The organism is Vibrio genomosp. F10 str. ZF-129 (assembly GCF_000287055.2).
Taxonomy (GTDB): domain Bacteria; phylum Pseudomonadota; class Gammaproteobacteria; order Enterobacterales; family Vibrionaceae; genus Vibrio.
Genome location: NZ_AJYQ02000129.1, coordinates 1 through 19883, shown reverse-complemented (window position 1 = coordinate 19883; position 19883 = coordinate 1). Strand labels below are relative to the sequence as shown.

The 19883-nt window shown below is 43.3% G+C and carries 20 protein-coding genes and 1 pseudogene; 2 read left to right on the top strand and 19 right to left on the bottom strand.

Going from position 1 to position 19883, the window contains the following annotated elements; all coding sequences use genetic code 11:
* Window positions 1-32: 32 nt before the first annotated feature.
* Entirely contained in the window at window positions 33-263 is a 231-nt protein-coding gene (locus A1QO_RS17785) for a zinc ribbon domain-containing protein (RefSeq protein WP_017037088.1), read from the bottom strand.
* A gap of 505 nt (window positions 264-768) precedes the next feature.
* On the opposite strand from A1QO_RS17785, the pseudogene A1QO_RS17780 reads away from it, so the two are divergent.
* Window positions 769-1128: pseudogene (locus A1QO_RS17780) on the top strand (anion permease); the annotation flags it as partial.
* A 150-nt stretch (window positions 1129-1278) separates the two neighbouring features.
* Here the strand turns inward: A1QO_RS17780 and der are convergent.
* From der to trmJ, 18 genes are all read right to left on the bottom strand, one after another.
* Window positions 1279-2763, bottom strand: a complete 1485-nt coding sequence (gene der, locus A1QO_RS17775) for a ribosome biogenesis GTPase Der (RefSeq protein ID WP_017034155.1) — start codon at window positions 2761-2763, stop codon at window positions 1279-1281.
* Window positions 2764-2971: 208 nt separating this feature from the next.
* Window positions 2972-4132, bottom strand: coding sequence for an outer membrane protein assembly factor BamB (gene bamB / locus A1QO_RS17770; RefSeq protein WP_017034154.1), 1161 nt, complete (start codon window positions 4130-4132; stop codon window positions 2972-2974).
* Between the two features lie 12 nt (window positions 4133-4144).
* Window positions 4145-4759, bottom strand: coding sequence for a YfgM family protein (locus A1QO_RS17765; protein WP_017041164.1), 615 nt, complete (start codon window positions 4757-4759; stop codon window positions 4145-4147).
* Between the two features lie 82 nt (window positions 4760-4841).
* Window positions 4842-6110, bottom strand: coding sequence for a histidine--tRNA ligase (gene hisS / locus A1QO_RS17760; protein WP_017034152.1), 1269 nt, complete (start codon window positions 6108-6110; stop codon window positions 4842-4844).
* A gap of 15 nt (window positions 6111-6125) precedes the next feature.
* Window positions 6126-7250 (bottom strand): flavodoxin-dependent (E)-4-hydroxy-3-methylbut-2-enyl-diphosphate synthase, encoded by a 1125-nt coding sequence (gene ispG / locus A1QO_RS17755; RefSeq protein ID WP_017034151.1) that lies wholly within the window; start codon window positions 7248-7250, stop codon window positions 6126-6128.
* A gap of 9 nt (window positions 7251-7259) precedes the next feature.
* Complete coding sequence (gene rodZ, locus A1QO_RS17750) at window positions 7260-8285, bottom strand: cytoskeleton protein RodZ (RefSeq protein ID WP_017041163.1); 1026 nt, start codon at window positions 8283-8285, stop codon at window positions 7260-7262.
* A 354-nt stretch (window positions 8286-8639) separates the two neighbouring features.
* Complete coding sequence (locus A1QO_RS17745) at window positions 8640-9761, bottom strand: bifunctional tRNA (adenosine(37)-C2)-methyltransferase TrmG/ribosomal RNA large subunit methyltransferase RlmN (RefSeq protein ID WP_017034149.1); 1122 nt, start codon at window positions 9759-9761, stop codon at window positions 8640-8642.
* 231 nt (window positions 9762-9992) lie between these two features.
* Window positions 9993-10427, bottom strand: coding sequence for a nucleoside-diphosphate kinase (ndk, locus tag A1QO_RS17740; protein WP_017041162.1), 435 nt, complete (start codon window positions 10425-10427; stop codon window positions 9993-9995).
* Between the two features lie 62 nt (window positions 10428-10489).
* Entirely contained in the window at window positions 10490-11785 is a 1296-nt protein-coding gene (pepB, locus tag A1QO_RS17735) for an aminopeptidase PepB (RefSeq protein WP_017041161.1), read from the bottom strand.
* A gap of 176 nt (window positions 11786-11961) precedes the next feature.
* On the bottom strand, window positions 11962-12162 hold the full coding sequence (iscX, locus tag A1QO_RS17730) for a Fe-S cluster assembly protein IscX (protein WP_017034146.1): 201 nt from the start codon (window positions 12160-12162) through the stop codon (window positions 11962-11964).
* A 39-nt stretch (window positions 12163-12201) separates the two neighbouring features.
* Window positions 12202-12540: an ISC system 2Fe-2S type ferredoxin gene (gene fdx / locus A1QO_RS17725; protein ID WP_017034145.1), complete on the bottom strand. Its 339-nt coding sequence runs from the start codon at window positions 12538-12540 to the stop codon at window positions 12202-12204.
* 20 nt (window positions 12541-12560) lie between these two features.
* Window positions 12561-14414: a Fe-S protein assembly chaperone HscA gene (hscA, locus tag A1QO_RS17720; protein ID WP_017041160.1), complete on the bottom strand. Its 1854-nt coding sequence runs from the start codon at window positions 14412-14414 to the stop codon at window positions 12561-12563.
* 24 nt (window positions 14415-14438) lie between these two features.
* On the bottom strand, window positions 14439-14954 hold the full coding sequence (hscB, locus tag A1QO_RS17715) for a co-chaperone HscB (protein ID WP_017041159.1): 516 nt from the start codon (window positions 14952-14954) through the stop codon (window positions 14439-14441).
* An 81-nt stretch (window positions 14955-15035) separates the two neighbouring features.
* Window positions 15036-15359, bottom strand: coding sequence for an iron-sulfur cluster assembly protein IscA (gene iscA / locus A1QO_RS17710; protein ID WP_017034142.1), 324 nt, complete (start codon window positions 15357-15359; stop codon window positions 15036-15038).
* Between the two features lie 67 nt (window positions 15360-15426).
* Window positions 15427-15804, bottom strand: coding sequence for a Fe-S cluster assembly scaffold IscU (gene iscU / locus A1QO_RS17705; RefSeq protein WP_017034141.1), 378 nt, complete (start codon window positions 15802-15804; stop codon window positions 15427-15429).
* A 33-nt stretch (window positions 15805-15837) separates the two neighbouring features.
* Window positions 15838-17052 (bottom strand): IscS subfamily cysteine desulfurase, encoded by a 1215-nt coding sequence (locus tag A1QO_RS17700; protein WP_017041158.1) that lies wholly within the window; start codon window positions 17050-17052, stop codon window positions 15838-15840.
* A gap of 27 nt (window positions 17053-17079) precedes the next feature.
* Entirely contained in the window at window positions 17080-17586 is a 507-nt protein-coding gene (gene iscR, locus A1QO_RS17695) for a Fe-S cluster assembly transcriptional regulator IscR (protein ID WP_017034139.1), read from the bottom strand.
* A 109-nt stretch (window positions 17587-17695) separates the two neighbouring features.
* Window positions 17696-18424 carry a tRNA (cytosine(32)/uridine(32)-2'-O)-methyltransferase TrmJ gene (gene trmJ / locus A1QO_RS17690; RefSeq protein ID WP_017034138.1) on the bottom strand — a complete coding sequence of 243 codons (729 nt, stop codon included), beginning with the start codon at window positions 18422-18424 and terminating at the stop codon, window positions 17696-17698.
* A 176-nt stretch (window positions 18425-18600) separates the two neighbouring features.
* On the opposite strand from trmJ, the gene suhB reads away from it, so the two are divergent.
* A complete protein-coding gene (gene suhB, locus A1QO_RS17685; RefSeq protein ID WP_017037094.1) occupies window positions 18601-19404 on the top strand; it encodes an inositol-1-monophosphatase in 804 nt (267 codons plus the stop codon).
* Window positions 19405-19883 lie beyond the last annotated feature (479 nt).

The window sequence follows — 19883 nt, the reverse complement described above, 5'->3', positions numbered from 1 at the left end:
AATCTCTAATCTCTAATCTCTAATCTCTAAAACTATAATGGTTTTATCACTTCAAACACGATTTTCACTCGTGATTTAGACTTTAATTCATTACACGAGTTACAAAAGTAGCTCGCAGAACCACAGGCTTGCAGCTTTTCCAACTCTTTATCACATTCAGGACAATATCCCAGCTTTTTGTAATGTTCACCGCAAGGAGCGCATAAATACGCACCATCCCACTCTAACTCTGTGGTGCACTTTGGGCAGTTATTGTTGCTCATGTTTTTAACCTATCTTTTAATCGTAATATTTGATCATATTGAACGTAGATGAATATACCATGATCTACATCACTTCCGTCTGATTGCCTCACTAAGCATATAAAATGCCACCACCTTTGTGGCAAAGTAGTAGAACACCCTCTTAATAGAGATCATTTTGATGTCAAATGATCTCTATAAGATCATCTGCTTTATCCATCGTGATCAGCGATCTGCCTGATTAAGAACATTTATATAACCACACACCGAAAGCATAAGTTACATGTTCTGCATTTGAATTTTAAATAACATATAAAACCAAAAATTATCTACACTCTCACCCATTTTAGATTTATATAAAAAGATCCATCAAGAGATACAGGGCGTTGTATTTCAACTCAATACTGGCATATTTTCGATGAAAAAGACTCAAAAGATAGCACTTTAACTTCACTATGACCGACGATAGATTCGTGTTGGTCAACCCACTTTCCCATGAGCCAAAAATGCTTCGAGGTCTCCCTGCTCAACGGTTACTAGACAGAGGGAGTCAGTCTTTTTGTTGTTTACATGCATAATCACTTGGGATGCAGTACTGCAAGAAAAAGAAGCACGGCACACAATGACTTGGTTTGCAGTGCTAGTTATGATGGCGAGTGCTATGTATTCAGCCTTCCTTGCGATTGCTGCTGGTGCTCCCCCTATGCTGGCAACGATCGCCCTAGGTATGTTCAGTAATCTTTATATGTCGACCGCACACTACTCTTCTAGACCCGCGCCGATATTGTTTGGCGCAGGCTTCCTGAGCTTGCAAAACTGGTGGAAAATTGGTTTTGTTTTTTCTCTTATCGTTATACCGATCTTTTTCTTTATCGGCAGAGCATAGTGGAAATAACTTGGGATGTGGTAATACCGAACACGGTAACTAACAGTAGAGCTCGATGGACTTCAGATAACGAACAAAGGTCTAGTTATCAGGCTAGACCTAAGCTTTATTAATAGAAAAAAGCCCAAGCGTTGATGCTTGGGCTTTTCATTATTTTTTGCGACCTTTCATCATGGTCATCAAGCGCTTACGCTTGCGCTCTTGAGAAATAGTGACTTTGTTGCTCTTACCCTCAAATGGGTTGTCACTGCTTTGGAATTGAATACGAATAGGTGTACCCATTATTTCCAGAGACTTGCGGTAGTAATTCATCAAATAACGTTTGTATGAAGCCGGCAGCTCTTTAACTTGGTTACCATGAATAACAACAATCGGTGGGTTGTATCCACCAGCGTGCGCGTATTTCATTTTGACTCGACGGCCACGAACCATTGGCGGTTGGTGATCATCGGATGCCATTTTCATGATACGAGTCAATACTGAAGTCCCTACACGCGTTGTCGCCGATTTGTAGGCTTCTTGCACAGATTCAAACAGATGGCCAACACCTGTTCCGTGTAGAGCAGAAATGAAGTGGATACGAGCAAAGTCGACAAAACCTAAACGGCGATCCAGTTCTTTCTTAACATGATCTTTGACTTCGCTATCCAGTCCATCCCATTTATTAACAGCAATGACGATAGAGCGACCAGCATTCAAGGCAAAACCAAGTAAGCTTAAGTCTTGCTCTGAGATATTCTCGCGAGCATCGATCAGTAGCAACACAACGTTAGCATCTTCAACGGCTTTTAGCGTCTTGACCACCGAGAACTTTTCGACCGTTTCGTTAATGGCTTTACGACGGCGAACGCCCGCAGTGTCAATCAGTACGTACTCACGATCATCGCGCTGCATTGGAATATAGATAGAATCGCGAGTTGTGCCTGGCATGTCATAAACAACAACACGCTCTTCGCCTAGAATACGGTTGGTTAGCGTCGATTTACCAACATTCGGGCGACCAATAATAGCAAGTTTAATCGGCTGATCTTGAAGGCGCTTGAATTCTTCTTCTGCTTCTTCTTCAGTAAATTCAACTTGTTCTTCGTCTTCATCTTCAAACTCAGTCAGATCGTTGATTTCACCGTTTTCTATTTTTAATGCTTCCGCAAACGGGTTGAGAGCAAGTTCAATCAATGCCGTAACACCTCGCCCATGAGCCGCGGCAATCTGATACATATCATCAACGCCGAGTTTCCAGAACTCAGAGCAAGCTGCGTCACCATCAATGCCATCAATCTTGTTCACGACAAGCAGTGATGGTTTTTCAATTTGGCGTAAATGTTTAGCAATCGCTTCATCAGAAGGCGTCAATCCCGCTCGACCATCCACCATGAAGAGAACAACGTCAGCTTCATCAATAGCGGCTAGTGATTGTGCTGCCATTTTCGTTTCAACACCTTCTTCAGTGCCATCAATACCACCGGTATCAATAACAATGAATTCGTGTTCTTCTGATTTAGCATGGCCGTATTTACGATCACGTGTTAAACCAGGGAAGTCAGCAACCAATGCGTCGCGAGTGCGAGTCAGTCGGTTAAACAATGTAGATTTCCCTACATTTGGACGCCCGACCAGAGCAACAACAGGTACCATAATTAACCTCTACAATATAGTCTCTATGTAGTTATAGGTAACGGATTGCATTTGTTCTAAGCTGGCCCATACTCAACAAGATCGTATCAACTTGTCTGTATCACTCAGCCGCAATGCTGTTACCTATAACCACACGATTTGATTTTTCTCAATAAAACGGCCCCTAACTGATAACAGCAAGGAGCCGAATGTGAATTATATCACGATATTACTTATTGATCGTCAGTTTCTTTACATCGCCATTGCGTGTTACGAGTACATACCCACCAGAAGTCACGACAGGACTCACAGCAAAACCGCTATCATCGATAAGCTGCTGAGCAACAAATTCACCGGTACTTCGATTAAGCCAGTGTAGATAACCTTCCGAATCACCAACAACCACATGATTATTAATCATAACGGGTGCACTAAGTTGACGATATTCTAGCTTTTTATTGCTCCAAAGCTCGGTACCGCTTCGTGCATCGACTGCCACTAGGTGATCTTTGTCTGTCACTAGGTATAGACGGCTACCATCGGTTGCTAGATCCGTTGCAGAAGAGTATGAACGCTTCCACATTGGACGACCCGATTGAAGGTCGATACTCGTTAACTGACCATTAAAGCCAACAATATATAGCGTACCGCCGATAATGACCGGTGATGAGTCTACATCCACGAGACGGTCAATTTCGGTAGATCCTTGAGGCATACCAATTGGTTGTTGCCAAATCAGTTGTCCGCGTTCAACAATGGCCGCAGCTAAACGTCCGTTTGCCGTTCCCCAGAATACACCGCCAGACACGGTCACAGGGGTGCTGTCACCACGTAAAGTCAAGTTGGGTACATCTGTACTGATGGTCCACTTTTGCTCCCCCGTCGCTTGATCGTACGCGACCAACATGCCACGACTGGTGTTAACGATGATCATATTGCTGTCTGCGACGGGTCTCGCTAGAACTTCACCATCAACTTCAACACGCCACGCTTGTTCGCCCGTTTCAGCATTCAGTGCAATCAATTCACCATTTTCACTGCCAATATAAATCTGGCTATAAGCGGCAATGATTCCGCCGGATAGTCGAGCAGAAACCTCTAACTCTAAATCCGTTTGCCAAAGAGTGTTACCCGTTTCGGAATCCAATGCTTTCACTAACCCGTCGCGGCTTGCCACAAAGACTTTGTCATACGCATATTCAGGCGAAAGTTTAGAGAAATAGTGTCCGACACCTTTGCCTATAGAAGCGCTCCATTGCTGGTCTGGTGTAAACTCACTATCCACTAACGGTACGGGGGCCATAATAATGGTGTCTTCTTCACTGGCACAACCGATAAGTGTGCCCATAGCGATAGCAGAAAGAAGAACCCTACTGAGTAATTTTTTCATTTACAAAAGCCCTTACTTGGCGAGATCATCAAGCTTAAGCTGTAATGTTTGGCTTGCATCAGCCGATTGCTGTGCTTCAGTATACGCTGCGTAAGCCGCATCATTATTGCCTTGTCTTAGTTCAATATCACCGCGTAATTCAGCAATACGACCAGACCAGTTTGCATCGGTAATGTTCGTCAACTCACTTAGAGCACCAGCGTAGTTCTCTTGTTCTGCTTGAATGCGAGCAATACGGTAAGAGATCACAGCTTTAAGCGCTTCGTCTTTGCTGTTGGCTTTTGCCCACTCTAATTGAGCCAATGCTTCATCCAATTGACTCTCTTCGACTTGAACTTTTGCCAATTGAAGGGCTGCAAGTACCGAATATTCAGATTTACCATTCGCCTCAATAAAGCTTTGAACTTTATCTTCACTGCCTGACTGCTCGCCCAACAACGCGGTGATGACTTCGGTATAAGCTTCCGAAGCTTGCTCTTTGCTTTGTAGAGCGGCATCTTGATAATAGCGCCAACCAAAAAGACCACCAAGACCAACGACGGCACCTAAGATCACGGCTTTACCGTTCTCTTTCCACCAGTCTTTAATCGCTTCTACTTGTTGTTCTTCAGTATCGTAGACTTCCACTTGCTGTCCTCTATTATTCAAAAAGTAATGCCTGTTCAGCACCACTTAAAATCAATTTATTATCAAATCAATGGGGAGTTAATTAAATAAGTTCTGCTAATTTAGCAACAACATCCACTTGTGAATACGTGTCTTGCGTTCCACCAAGTAAGTCTTTAAATACCACTGTATTTTCTGCAACTTCGTTTTCGCCCAGCACCAGTGCAACAGCCGCTCCGACTTTATCCGCGCGCTTAAACTGCTTTTTAAAATTGCCGCCGCCGAAGTGATTCATCACTCGAAGACTTGGAACCTGCTCACGAAGTTGTTCGGCAAGCTTCATTCCTGCCATCATCGTGCCTTCACCAGAGGTAATCATGTAGACATCGACACTTCGACGAACGTCGGTAAGTTCGAGAGTCTCCATCATCAGAACCAAGCGCTCTAAGCCCATGGCAAAACCGACTGCCGGTGTTGATTTTCCACCCAGTTGCTCAACAAGACCATCATAACGGCCACCGCCACAAACGGTACCTTGCGCACCTAAACTTTCGGTAATCCATTCAAATACGGTTCGATTATAGTAATCCAGACCACGCACTAAACGGTCATTGACTGTGTATTCGATACCTGCAGCATCAAGAAGTTCACACAATCCAGAAAAATGTTGCGTTGATTCATCATCTAAGTATTCAGATAAACGAGGGGCATCACCTAAAATAGCTTGAACGTCTGGATTTTTTGTATCTAAAACCCTTAAAGGATTAGTGTGCATGCGTCGTTTACAGTCGTCATCCAAGACATCTTCGTGCTGCTCTAGGTACGCAATTAAGGCGGTACGGTAGTTCGCACGTGCATCTAAAGACCCTATCGAATTAAGCTCTAGACGCACATGTTTATCGATGCCTAACTCTCGCCAGAGACGCGCCGTCATCATGATAAGTTCGGCATCAACGTCTGGGCCATTCAATCCAAAAACCTCGACGCCACATTGATGAAATTGGCGGTATCGGCCTTTCTGAGGTCGTTCATGACGAAACATTGGACCCATGTACCATAAGCGCTGCTCTTGGTTATACAGTAATCCATTTTCAATTCCGGCACGCACGCAACCAGCGGTTCCTTCTGGACGTAAGGTTAAGCTATCGCCATTGCGGTCTTCAAATGTGTACATCTCTTTTTCAACAACATCCGTCACTTCACCAATAGCACGGCTAAATAAATGTGTTGATTCTACGATAGGCATACGAACTTCATTATAACCATAAGCGTTGATGACACTTTTTACAGCACCTTCTACTTTGTGCCACAGCGGAGATTGAGTCGGGAGACAATCGTTCATGCCTCGAATTGCTTGAATAGTTTTTGCCACAATAGATACCGTAAATTAGTTATTGTCGATTTGACGAATGTCGATGCGATTATTTTCATCAAGTTGTGATGCTTTTGCTCGGATTTTTGCTTCTAACTGAGCAACAAGATCATCGTTATCAAATCGTTCTTTTTGACGTTTACCGTCTTCATAAAATGCGCTTTTTTTATTACTTCCTGCTAGACCCAAATGGGAAATTTCAGCTTCACCAGGGCCATTAACCACACAGCCAATAATGGAGACATCCATAGGAGTAATAATATCTTCTAGGCGTTCTTCTAATGCATTGACTGTGCTGATGACATCAAACTCTTGACGAGAACAGCTTGGACAAGCAATAAAGTTGATGCCTCGAGAGCGAATTCGCAGTGATTTTAAAATATCAAAACCGACTTTAATTTCTTCAACCGGATCAGCGGCTAATGATATACGCAGAGTATCACCGATCCCTTCAGCCAAGAGCATTCCTAAGCCAACCGATGATTTAACTGCACCAGCTCGTGCTCCGCCAGCCTCAGTAATACCCAAATGCAGAGGTTGATCGATTCTTTTCGCCAGCAATCGATAGGAATCAACCGCTAAGAAAACATCTGATGCCTTTACACTGACTTTAAACTGGTCAAAGTTAAGACGGTCAAGAATATCGACATGTCTCATCGCCGATTCGACCAAGGCTGCAGGAGTCGGCTCGCCATATTTCACCTGAATCTCTTTTTCTAGCGAACCACCATTGACGCCAATACGAATTGGGATATTTTTGTCTCTTGCGCAATCTACCACCGAGCGAACACGTTCTTCGCTACCAATGTTACCTGGGTTAATTCGTAAGCAATCGACGCCGTACTCCGCCACTTTAAGTGCGATACGGTAATCAAAATGAATATCGGCAACGAGTGGTACCGAGACTTGCTGTTTGATTAACTTAAATGCTTCTGCTGCATCCATAGTGGGAACAGAAACGCGAACGATATCAGCGCCCACGTTTTCAAGTGCTCGAATTTGAGCCACAGTTGCAGCTACATCCGTTGTGCGTGTATTGGTCATAGACTGCACCGCAATAGGCGCGCCATCACCAATAGGTACGTCACCAACGTATATACGTTTCGATGGGCGACGCTTAATAGGGGATTCGTATTGCATAGTTAATTTCTAAGGTAAGGTGAATCTGGCTACTTTACCTGAAGTATACCCAGAAAGGTCAACAGGTTCACTCGCAAATGTCATTGAAACGCTTTCAGGTGCGCCAAGAATAATATTTACGGGTGATTCGGCACCTAACTCAATCGTTTGGCCGGCTTTCTTAATCCCTGTCGAGAGTATTTTTCCGGAAGCGTCTTTGACTTGAATCCAGCAATCGGCACTGAATGTCATCGCTAAAGGTTTTAATAACTCTGATTCTAAAGAAGCAACAGGCTCTGCTTCCAGATTGTTTGAAACGGGCGTTACCGCTGAATCAATCACTTCCGATGATGGAATACTGACATTGTCACTGCTTAAAGTCTTGAACTCATCGTTAGACATTATGTTTGCTTCTGTCTGCTGACCTGAAGTTGAAGCGCTGTCATCTTCAAGCGAGATGTCAGTAGACTCAATAGGACCCTGTTCTAAGGCGGTGCTTTCCTGTGGTGGCGCCATTGGTGTGATGACTTCGGCAGACTCAATAGTGTCAACGGGTGTAGGTTGGTTTATATCAGTAACTGGCTCTTCAATTTCGACGTCGTCACTGTTTGATACAACTAATGTGTCTTGCAGTTGATTTTGCCACCACCAGAGAGAAGAAATTGCGATGATTATCGCCAAGATCCCCCATGTGAGCATCATGATACGGCTATCGTTACGCTCACGTTTGGTTTGTCTTGAAAAGCTCATCATTGGCTGTTCTTGAGGTTGGGCATCACCACAATCTGCTAAAGCATCCAAAACAACTTGCTCATCCATATTCACAGCTTTGGCGTACGATCGTAGATAGCCGCGAGTAAATGTCGCCACTTGGCCTGATTCAAAATGGTTCTCTTCAATGCCTTCAATGATCGATAATCTGAGACGTAGACGATCGGCGATTTGTTTTTGAGTCAGCCCTAATTCAATACGACGCTCTTTGAGCAGCGTGCCCGCTTCTGTTGTTTTTTCTGCCACTTGTGGCTCTTCAGTCACGATATCTTGTTCAGTACTCATTAGTAATGTACTTCTCGTTTGGTGGTTCTTGTTCACTGATAACCTTTATTCGTTATAGTTGGTAGTCAGTTCAATGTACAAAAACAGATAGTTGTGGAGGAACGAACCTCACTCAAAATAGAAAAATTCAAGGTATTTACCTCAAAAACCTTTCCAAAAGATGAATCAAATCTGAAACTTCAGACTAATTAGCAATTCTAATAGATATTAGGCGATTAACAATATGTCCTTGCAGCCAAAATCGCAGACAGGTCAAGGTTTTTCACAAAACTTACAAAGATATGAACGGATTTAATTTCAAAATGTGAATACAACAAAGCCAGAGCAAGCTCTGGCTTTGTTCAACGATTCCCCCTAAAGCGATGTTGTTGGGATGGTTTCACCGACAGAAAGCTTTGCTTTGGTGCGTTTAGTTCGGTCAATAACGTCACCGACCAACTGACCACAAGCGGCATCGATATCATCGCCACGTGTTTTTCGTACTGTCACGGTGTAATTGTATTCCATCAATGTTTTCTGGAAACGATCAATCCGAGAGTTACTTGGCTTTTTGTATGGCGAACCAGGATAAGGATTAAAAGGAATCAGGTTTATCTTACAAGGCGTATCTTTCATTAATACGGCCAATTCACGGGCATGGTCCATGTCGTCATTCACATGATCCAATAACACATACTCAACGGTAACTTTGCCACGGTTTGCGTTTGAAGATGCAATATAACGACGCACAGACGCGAGGAAATCTTGAATGTCCCAACGATCATTGATCGGCATAATTTGACTACGTAATGCATCATTGGGGGCGTGCAGAGAAATAGCCAAAGCGACATCAATGTTGTCAGTCATTTGATCAAGACCAGAAACCACACCGGAGGTCGATACCGTCACACGTCGTTTAGACAGTGAAAAACCGAGATCATCAAGCATAATCTCTAGAGATGGAATAAGGTTCTTCATGTTGAGTAGAGGTTCACCCATACCCATCATCACAACGTTAGTAATTGGTCGACGACCGGTTTCTTTCTCTAGGCCGATCTCTCGTGCTGCTCGCCAAATTTGACCTACAATTTCAGATACTTTGAGGTTACGGTTAAAGCCCTGCTGCGCGGTAGAACAGAATTTACACTCCAAAGCACAACCGACTTGTGAAGATACACATAGCGTGGCTCGCTCGCCATCTGGAATATAAACAGTTTCAACGTCTTGATCGCCTACACGCATTGCCCATTTGATCGTACCGTCTGTAGAGTACTGAGCTTCAGAAACCACAGGAGCAACAATTTCACAGCGGTACTGCAATTTTTCTCGCAACTTCTTATTGATGTTGTTCATTTTTTCGAAGTCATCAACGCCGAAATGATACATCCACTTCATTACTTGATCTGCTCGAAAAGCCTTTTCATTGAGTTCTTCAGTGAAAAATTTACGAAGACCTTTACGATCAAAATCGAGTAGATTAGTTTTAGCTTTGGTCATGATGCCTCTCAATGACAGAACAATAATGAAGGGCGCGAATTGTACAGGCTTTATGCAGCATCAACAAGCATTGTAAAACCCTGTGTTTACTAAGACATTCATAGTAAAGCGGTTAAAGTTTATCCATCATTGATTTTTAGGGGAATATAAAAAAGACTCCATCGAAATGGAGCCTTGAATCACCTTGTAACGTATTTTTTCGCTTAACGCATCTTCACTCAGGTTACGCGTTTATTTAACAGGGCGTGGGCAAATTTCAGATGCAGGGAAAAAGTACTCAATCTCCCTTGCCGCTGACTCTGGGCTGTCTGAACCATGTACTGAGTTGTAACGCATGCTGATTGCATAATCCGCTCTTATCGTGCCACAGGCGGCTTCTTCTGGGTTGGTTTTACCCATCAGTTCACGGTAACGTGTGATGGCGTTTTCGCCTTCTAAAACCTGAACCATGATTGGACCCGATGTCATGAATTCTTTTAATGCGTCATAAAAAGGCTTGCCTTCATGTTCAGCATAAAAGCCACCTGCTTGCTCTTCCGTTAAGTGTACCATTTTTGCGGCAATCACTTGTAAGCCCGCTTTTTCAATTCGATGATAGATTTCACCGATCAAGTTTCGTTCTATTGCATCGGGTTTTATTATCGAGAATGTTCTTTCAAGAGACATAGTCTTTCCTTGTGCTTCATTAATATCGTCATTAAAAGCAGCCAATAGGGCTGAAAAATAAATTATTTTGCTTGGTCTGTCAGTAAGCGCGCTAAGGTTCTTACTCCCATTCCAGTTGCGCCCCCAGCCCACTTATCACTTGCTGATTTTCGGTAAGTGCCAGCACAATCGAAATGCAGCCAACCTTTTTTATAGTCATCAACAAAGTAAGACAGGAATGCTGCTGCGGTACTTGCACCAGGAGAGTAATCACCCGTGCTGATATTAGAGAGATCGGCAAAATTTGAAGGTAGCATTTCTCGGTGAAAGTCCGCTAATGGCAATGGCCATAATCCTTCTTTTTCTTGATTCGCCGCGGTCAAAGCTTGGTGGGAAAGCTCATCATCAAAACTCAATAATGCATGGTAGTCATTTCCTAGTGCATTTTTTGCCGCGCCCGTCAGTGTTGCACAGTCGATAATAAGTTCTGGGTTTTGTTCGCTTGCGTACATAAGACCATCAGCGAGCACTAAGCGCCCTTCTGCATCGGTATTCATGATCTCGACCGTTTTGCCATTTTTATAAGTGATAACATCGCCTAGCTTTAATGCACGACCAGAAATCATGTTTTCAGCGCAGCATAAAATCAGTTTTACACGTTTGTTCAATCCACGCAGAATGGCTAACCCTAAGCCGCCAGTAATGGTTCCAGCGCCCCCCATATCCGCTTTCATGGATGTCATGAACTGACCTGGTTTGATGCTATAGCCTCCAGAATCGAATGTGATCCCTTTCCCAACAAGACAAGCGAATACAGGCGCATTGTCATCACCAGTCGGGTTATAGTCGAGTTGCAGCATCGCTGAAGTACGTTCAGAGCCTCTTCCTACTGCGTAGATACCCTGCCAATTTTCCGCAAGTAAGTCTTTATCTTTGACTATCTTGACCGTCACCGTACCTTTCGGAGCGACAGACTTAATAAACTCAGCGGCCATTGTTGCTAATTGTCTCGGGGCAACTTCTTCGGCGGGTTTATTGATAATGTCGCGAGTCCAGTCCGTGGTTATAATTCTGGCTTCTAACTCTGCTTGGTGGTCTGCTTCTAATGGCGACCACTCGATGCTATTGAGTTTTTTAGCACTTCTGTAGCCTTGCTGAAAAGCCCAAATTTTTTCTAAATCCCAGCCTTTCCCTTGCAATGAGACGGCTTTTACACCTTGAGAGTCTAATTTGCGAGCCGCACGTTGAATAACGTCTAATTCATGGCCTTCACCAGTATGTACCGTTGCACCGCTATCTGAAAATGACAAAATCGCTTTGTCGCCCCATTGGGGTTGTGCGGGTTCATGGCTAATGTATAGGGACATCTGTGTTGACATGGTTGCTCCTTGTTTTTGTAAGGTAATCAATACCATTTTTCATATCGGAGGAATGTTAGCATTATGTAGGATGAAAGTGTCAATTTGATAAAAAAACGGACCATGAGGTCCGCTTTATTTATTTAGAATTGTTAACTTGGTAATGTTTTAAACCGAGCTTGTCTGAAAAAACACCATTAATCGATTTCATCCATCCAGCACAGCATAATGGCTTCTAAGATTTTTTCGTTAGAATGGTTAGGGTCGTCTTCAAAATCTTCAAGCTCCATAACCCATCGATGCAAATCGGTAAAGCGAACCGTTTGTGGGTCTGTCTCGGGATGCAAATCACATAGTTCAATCGCGATATCACGCGAGTCAATCCATTTTAAACTCATAAGTGCTCCTTAATTTCGCTAAGCTTTATTTACTCTGTTCTAATGATCTTCAGACGCTAGGTTTAAGGTGTACTTTGGAATTTCCACCACTAAATCAGTATCGGCGACTCTTGCTTGGCAACCTAAACGAGATTCCATCTCTAATCCCCAAGCTTTATCTAGCATATCGTCTTCTAGATCATCACTTTCAGCCAGTGAATCAAAACCTTCACGAATAACAACATGACAGGTTGTACACGCGCACGACTTCTCACAAGCGTGTTCAATACCGATACCGTTCTTCAAAGCAACATCAAGAACAGTGTCGCCTGATTTAGCTTCTAATACAGCACCTTCTGGGCAAAGGTCTTCATGAGGTAAAACAATAATTTTAGGCATCTTTATCTATTCTCTAACGGTTAAATATCATCAACTGACTGGCCAGACAGCGCAGTACGAATAGACTTATCCATACGGCGAGAGGCGAAATCTTGGCTTGCGGCATCGGTTTGTTTGATACCATGCTCTATCGCGTCAGGATCATCGCCATTGCGAAGCTCAATCAGTGATTCGATCGCTTTAATAAGCACTTTCTTTTCTTGCTCTGTTAATAAGTCATCACCATCAAGGTCGATCGCTGCGATAAGACCTTCAATAACACGATCAGCTTCAACACGCTGCTCAGCAAGAGAACGAGCATCCATATCCGCCTTGGCATACGTCATCGAATCTTTCAGCATGTTAGCCACTTCGTTGTCACTTAAGCCATAAGAGGGTTTAACCTGAATTTCAGCCTGGACACCCGTGCTCTTTTCCATGGCGGTTACTGAGAGCAAACCATCTGCATCAACTTGGTATGTAACACGAACATGGGCAGCGCCAGCCGTCATCGGTGGTATTCCTTTGAGCGCAAACCGTGCCAGTGAACGACAGTCGTCAACCATTTCCCGTTCACCTTGCACGGTATGAACAGTCATTGCCGTTTGACCATCTTTAAACGTGGTAAATTCCTGTGCCTTGGCTACGGGTATGGTTGTATTGCGTGGGATGATCTTTTCGACTAACCCTCCCATCGTTTCAATACCCAACGACAATGGAATAACATCAAGTAATAACGTTTCAGAATCAGATTTATTGCCTGCTAACACATCAGCTTGAATGGCCGCACCGATAGCGACGACTTCATCAGGGTTAATATTGGTTAATGGGGTTCGACCAAAAAACTCACCGACTAAATCACGAACGTGCAAGGTGCGAGTAGAACCGCCCACCATGACGACTTCCATAACCTCACTGGCAGACACGTCCGCATCTTTTAATGCTCGTCGGCATGACATTAACGTTTTCTTAATCAGAGGAGTAATAAGATCATTGAAGCCCTGACGTGTTAATGTACCTTCCCAGTTCAGCACCGAAATATTACTCACGTCATTGTCTGACAGATCTATCTTTGCTTTAGTAGCGGCATTGAGAAGTTGTCGGTGCTGCTCTGCTGTTAATGGCGTCGAGATATTCATTTGTGACAATAAATGCTCAGCGACTAAATGGTCGATATCATCACCACCTAGCGCAGAATCACCACCCGTCGCTAGGACTTCAAACACGCCTTTCGACAATCGCAGTATCGATATATCGAAGGTGCCGCCACCTAAATCATAAACAGCAATGATTCCTTCTTTAGCTGAATCTAATCCGTAAGCCAGTGCGGCGGCTGTCGGTTCGTTGAGTAAGCGTAAGACATGTAAGCCAGCCAGATTTGCGGCATCTTTGGTGCCTGCTCGTTGAGCATCGTCAAAATAAGCAGGGACAGTGATGACGACCCCAGCAAGATCACCACCCAGTGTTTGTTCTGCGCGTTTGGCTAGGACTTTTAGAATATCGGCTGACACTTGAATCGGGTTTTTCGCACCACGCTTGGTATGCAATAACGGAAGCCCATTATCACTTTCTTCAAACTGGTACGGCAATGTAGGGTATCGACTTTGAATATCTTTCAAAGAACGACCTAACAATCGCTTAATGGAGATGATTGTATTTTCAGGATCTTGCTCTGCTAACTCATGAGCAGCATAACCAACCTTGGTCTCTTCGTTTGAGTAATTCACTACCGAAGGAAGAATGCTACGACCTTGATCGTCTTGAAGAGGGGTAGCTTTACCACTGCGCACAGAAGCAACAAGTGAATTGGTGGTACCTAAATCAATCCCTGCCGCCAATTTGTGCTGATGCGGTGCAGAGCTTTGTCCTGGTTCGGCAATTTGAAGTAGTGCCATTGAAGAGTCCTTAATTGTTCTAAATTAGCTAATCAGTCGGTCTTCGACTTGTTCTATTTGTTGTATTAATTTAGCAATGAATTTTAATTTTCTGACTGAATCTGCGGCTTTCATCCACTGCGATGCGGCTAATTCTGTTTCAAGTTGACGTTTTTGCTTCTCAAACGATTGGCTGATTTTATCACTGAAATTATACAGTTTGTCTTCTGCATCGTCCGATAATTCTATATCACCAAGTTCTTCGCGCAGCTCCATCTGTTCCATAAGAAACATTGGGGCTTGCATCGTCTTCTGTTCACCATCGAGCTCAATTCCATTTAACATCAACAGATATTCAGCGCGTGAAATAGGGTGTTTTAAAACTTGGTATGCGTCATTTATCTGAGCGGCTTTTTGCACTGACATCAGGCGATCGCGCTCTGAAGCGGTCGCAAAATTATCAGGGTGGAAGCTTTTCTGCAGTTCTCTAAATTGAGAAGAAAGAAGGCTACCTTCCAGCTTAAACTGAATTGGTAGCCCAAATAATTCAAAATGATTCATGGAAACTCAATCCTAGGGTGTAGCTAGGTTGACTCCACCTAGCTATCTGATTAGATGTTGAAGCTATTGGCTTTCCGAAGACTAAACGTTGAAGCTCTCACCACAACCGCATTCGCCTTTGGCGTTAGGGTTGTTAAACTCGAAACCTTCATTCAGCCCTTCTTTCACATAATCGAGTTCAGTTCCATCTAAGTAAACCAGACTTTTAGGATCGATAATGACCTTTACACCGGAGTGCTGAAACACTTGGTCTTCTTCATTCAGTTCGTCTACAAACTCCAGTACATATGCCATACCTGAACAGCCTGTCGTTTTCACTGCTAGCCGTAACCCGATGCCTTTACCGCGGTTGTCTAAGAATGATTGAACTCGGCTTGCTGCCGTATCCGTCATGGTGATGGCCATACTACAACCTTGTGTTTTATAAATAGTAGAACTTAGTTGAGAGCATTATACCGCCCTCAACTAATATTTAACGTTTTTTCTTGTAATCTGCAACTGCAGCTTTAATCGCATCTTCTGCAAGAATAGAGCAGTGTACTTTTACTGGGGGTAACTCTAGCTCTTCTGCGATCTCAGAGTTTTTGATAGCCGCAGCTTCATCAATACTCTTTCCTTTAACCCACTCTGTTACTAGTGAGCTTGATGCAATTGCGCTACCACAACCGTAGGTTTTAAATTTTGCATCTTCGATAATACCGTCAGGTGTCACCTTAATTTGCAATTTCATTACGTCACCACACGCTGGCGCACCAACCATGCCGCTACCAACATTTTCATCATCTTTATCAAATGAACCTACGTTACGTGGGTTTTCATAATGATCGATTACTTTTTCGCTATAAGCCATAATATTTACCTCGAATCCTCTACATCCTTGAGATTAATGATGTGCCCACTCAACAGTGTCCAAATCAATCCCTTCTTTATACATATCCCATAGAGGAGACATGTCGCGTAATTTGTTTACCGCTACGCGAATCTGTGCGATTGCGTAGTCAACTTCTTCTTCCGTTGTAAAACGGCCAAATGAAAACCTAACTGAGCTGTGAGCTAATTCATCGTTGAGGCCTAGAGCTCGTAAAACGTATGAAGGCTCTAAGCTAGCAGATGTACATGCAGAGCCTGAAGAAACCGCAAGATCTTTAAGAGACATCAGCAATGATTCACCTTCAACAAAGGCAAAACTCACATTCAGGTTATGTGGAACACGTTGGTCCAAATCACCGTTAACGGTTACTGCCTCTAAGTCAATAACGCCATTAAGTAGACGCTCACGAAGAGCTTTCGCATGCTCAAAGTCTTTTTGCATATCTTGCTTAGCAATAGCAAAGGCTTCGCCCATACCAACGATTTGATGAGTCGCTAGCGTTCCTGAGCGGAAACCACGCTCATGACCACCACCGTGCATTTGTGCCTCAAGGCGAATACGTGGTTTACGGCTGACATAAAGTGCACCGATACCTTTCGGACCATAAGCTTTATGAGCAGAAAGTGATACCAGATCGACTTTCATTTCTTGAACATCAAGAGGAATCTTACCAATAGATTGAGCTGCATCAACGTGAAAAACAATCTTGCGTTCGCGACACATTTCGCCAATAGAGGCAATATCTTGAATCACTCCAATTTCGTTGTTTACGTGCATAATAGAAACCAGCACGGTGTCGTCACGCATTGCTGCTTGAAGTTTATTTAGGTCAATAATGCCATTTGATTCTGGGTCAAGGTATGTGACTTCATACCCTTCACGCTCAAGTTGACGACAAGGATCTAAAACCGCCTTGTGCTCTGTTTTACAGGTAATGACGTGCTTACCTTTTTTACCATAAAAGTGGGCTGCACCTTTAATGGCAAGGTTGTCTGATTCTGTTGCACCCGAGGTAAAAACAATCTCGCGAGGATCTGCATTCAGGGTATCTGCGATTTGCTCTCGTGCATTGTCGACAGACTCTTCTGCCTGCCAACCATATCGGTGTGAACGAGAAGCAGGATTACCGAAGTTTCCGTCAATTGTCATGCACTGAACCATTTTTTCGGCAACGCGTGGATCTACGGGACATGTTGCTGAATAGTCAAAATAAATAGGCAGTTTCATTTATTACTCCAATGTAAAACCATTTCGTTATGAACGAACATTCACGCTTATAGAAGCAGCGCTAGGCATTTTTTTTGATACCCCTTGATTTATTGCTAATTTAATATCCTGACGGTCAGAGATATCTATTATCTCGCTGTCGTTCATTAGCTCACCAAGTGTAATATTATTTAGAAACCCACTGATACGTGAGCTAAGGTCGTGCCATAATGTGTGAGTAAGGCATCGAGATCCGCCTTGGCAATCTCCTTTGCCACTGCATTTCGTAGCATCAACCGACTCATCGACAGCCGAAATAACCGAACCAATAGCAATTTGATGTGCATCTTCACCAAGTCGATAGCCACCACCGGGCCCACGAACACTCGCAACCAAACCTGCTTTTCTCAATTTGGAAAATAATTGCTCCAAATAAGAAAGAGAAATGCCTTGGCGTTCAGATATATCAGCGAGGGGCACTGGGTTTTGCTGAGAGTGTAAAGCCACATCTAACATGGCTGTTACTGCGTATCGTCCTTTAGATGTCAGTCTCATATTGCTCATATCCACATCGTTTGTATGGCATGAATCTTTTCATACCTGACTAAATTGGTCAAGTATTATTTGAGCGTTTTAGTCAGGTATAGAATTAGAGCGTTTTCTGCTATTTTTCTCTTTTTTCTATAGATGTCAAAATCCCTCTCAAGATATTGATTTCCTGAACTTCAGGGCGTGCTCTACTGAATAAACGCTTAAGTTTATTCATTACCTGGCCTGGTTGTTCTTTGGAAATAAATTGGGTTCCAATAATCACATTTTCAAGGTGCTCATAGAACATTTCTAACTCTTTGTGGCGAGGGTATTCTTCTTGTAAGTGTTGATTCTTAGTGTACTGACTTTGCTCTAACGCTAGGTGTGCAACTCGAATTTCATAACTTAGCGTTTGCACAGCCATTGCCAAGTTTAACGAGCTATAGTCGGGATTAGCGGGAATACACACATGATAGTGGCAAGTTTGCAATTCTTCATTTGTTAGGCCCGTTCTTTCACGGCCAAATACCAAAGCAACAGAATGGTTAAGACCTTCAACAGCAAACTTTTCACCACATTCTCTGGGCTCAAGCATCGGCCACTCTAACGTACGAGAACGAGCACTAGAACCGACAACCAATCCGCAGTCTTCAACGGCTTTAGATAAGCTGTCTACTATGACTGCATTTTCTACCAAGTCACTGGCACCCGCTGCCAACGCAAGAGCTTGATCGTCTACTTCACACTGAGGGTCTACTAAAACAAGTTGCTTTAAACCCATAACTTTCATAGCACGTGCGGCTGAACCTATATTTCCTGAGTGTGACGTACCAACGAGGACGATCTTGACGTTATCTAACATAAAGCTTATCTACCACATGAATAAAAACGGATAAATTCTAACATACCTATTAGTAAATAGTGACGAGATGATGCTGTTGATTTTTCTTGTGCAAAAAACAACCACTTCCATTTAGAAAAATCTCTGTTATAATTCCGCAGCTTTTTTTTGTTCTTTAACATCCGCTGGGAAATTTTATGCATCCAATGCTAAACATTGCTATTCGCGCTGCGCGAAAAGCTGGCAACCATATTGCTAAATCGCTAGAAACTTCAGATAAAATTGAAACTACTCTGAAAGGTACACACGACTTTGTTACCAATGTAGATCAAGAAGCTGAAACACTGATCATCGATACTATTAAAGCTTCATACCCTGATCACTCAATTGTCGCTGAAGAAAACGGTCTTATCGAAGGAAAAGATAGTGACGTGCAATGGATCATTGACCCAATGGATGGAACATCAAACTTTGTGAAAGGTTTGCCTCACTTCGCTGTATCTATCGCTGTTCGCATTAATGGCAAAACAGAAGTTGCCTGTGTTTACGATCCAATGCTAAACGAACTATTCACCGCTCAACGTGGTGCCGGCGCACAACTTAATAATAGCCGTCTTCGTGTTAACCCACTAAAAGACCTCAACGGTGCTGTTCTTGCAACGGGGTTCCCTTACAAGCAAAAGCAACATTCTGACTCTTATTTCAAAATAATGGCTGCTCTATTTGTTGATTGTGCTGACTTCCGTCGTACAGGCTCACCTGCCCTTGATCTATGTTACTTAGCTTCAGGTCGCGTAGATGGTTTCTTTGAGCTAGGTCTAAAGCCTTGGCAACTTGCAGCTGCAGAGCTAATAGCTCGCGAATCTGGTGCAATTTTGACAGACTTCTCTGGTGGCACTGATTACATGAAATCGGGCAATACTGTTGGCTCTAGTGCTCGCGGTGTCAAATCGATTCTTAAACACATCCGTGAGAACGGAAACGAAGCAATGCTGAAGTAAGTTTTAAAGATTTATACAACAAGCCTCGCTATATGCGAGGTTTTTTTAGTCATAAAATAAATGTTCCAGAACCCAATGTTTTAAGAGGTTCTCCCATGTTTATCAGCACATCTAAAATCATTGAACGCACTCGTTAGGATGGATAGTGCTTTGTAGCACTCCGATGATATTGCCAATCAGTCACCCACCACATTCGATAGAGCTGAACCCTATCGAACTACTAAGAGTCGATTACGGCAACGCTACATAGCGAGTCAAAGCTTCGCTGATCATAGCGACATTGTTGCCCAAACCTTTAGCGCTTGGAATGAATACCTAGAATGAGTTGGGGAGAAAGAATATTTTCGAAATAGATTAGATGGGGCTTTACTGTTAGTTTTCCAGTGTGGCACTAAAAAAGACAATCAAAAAACAAAAAGGCTCTAGCATTTCTGCTAGAGCCTTAAATTTGGCAGGGGTGGAGAGATTCGAACTCCCAA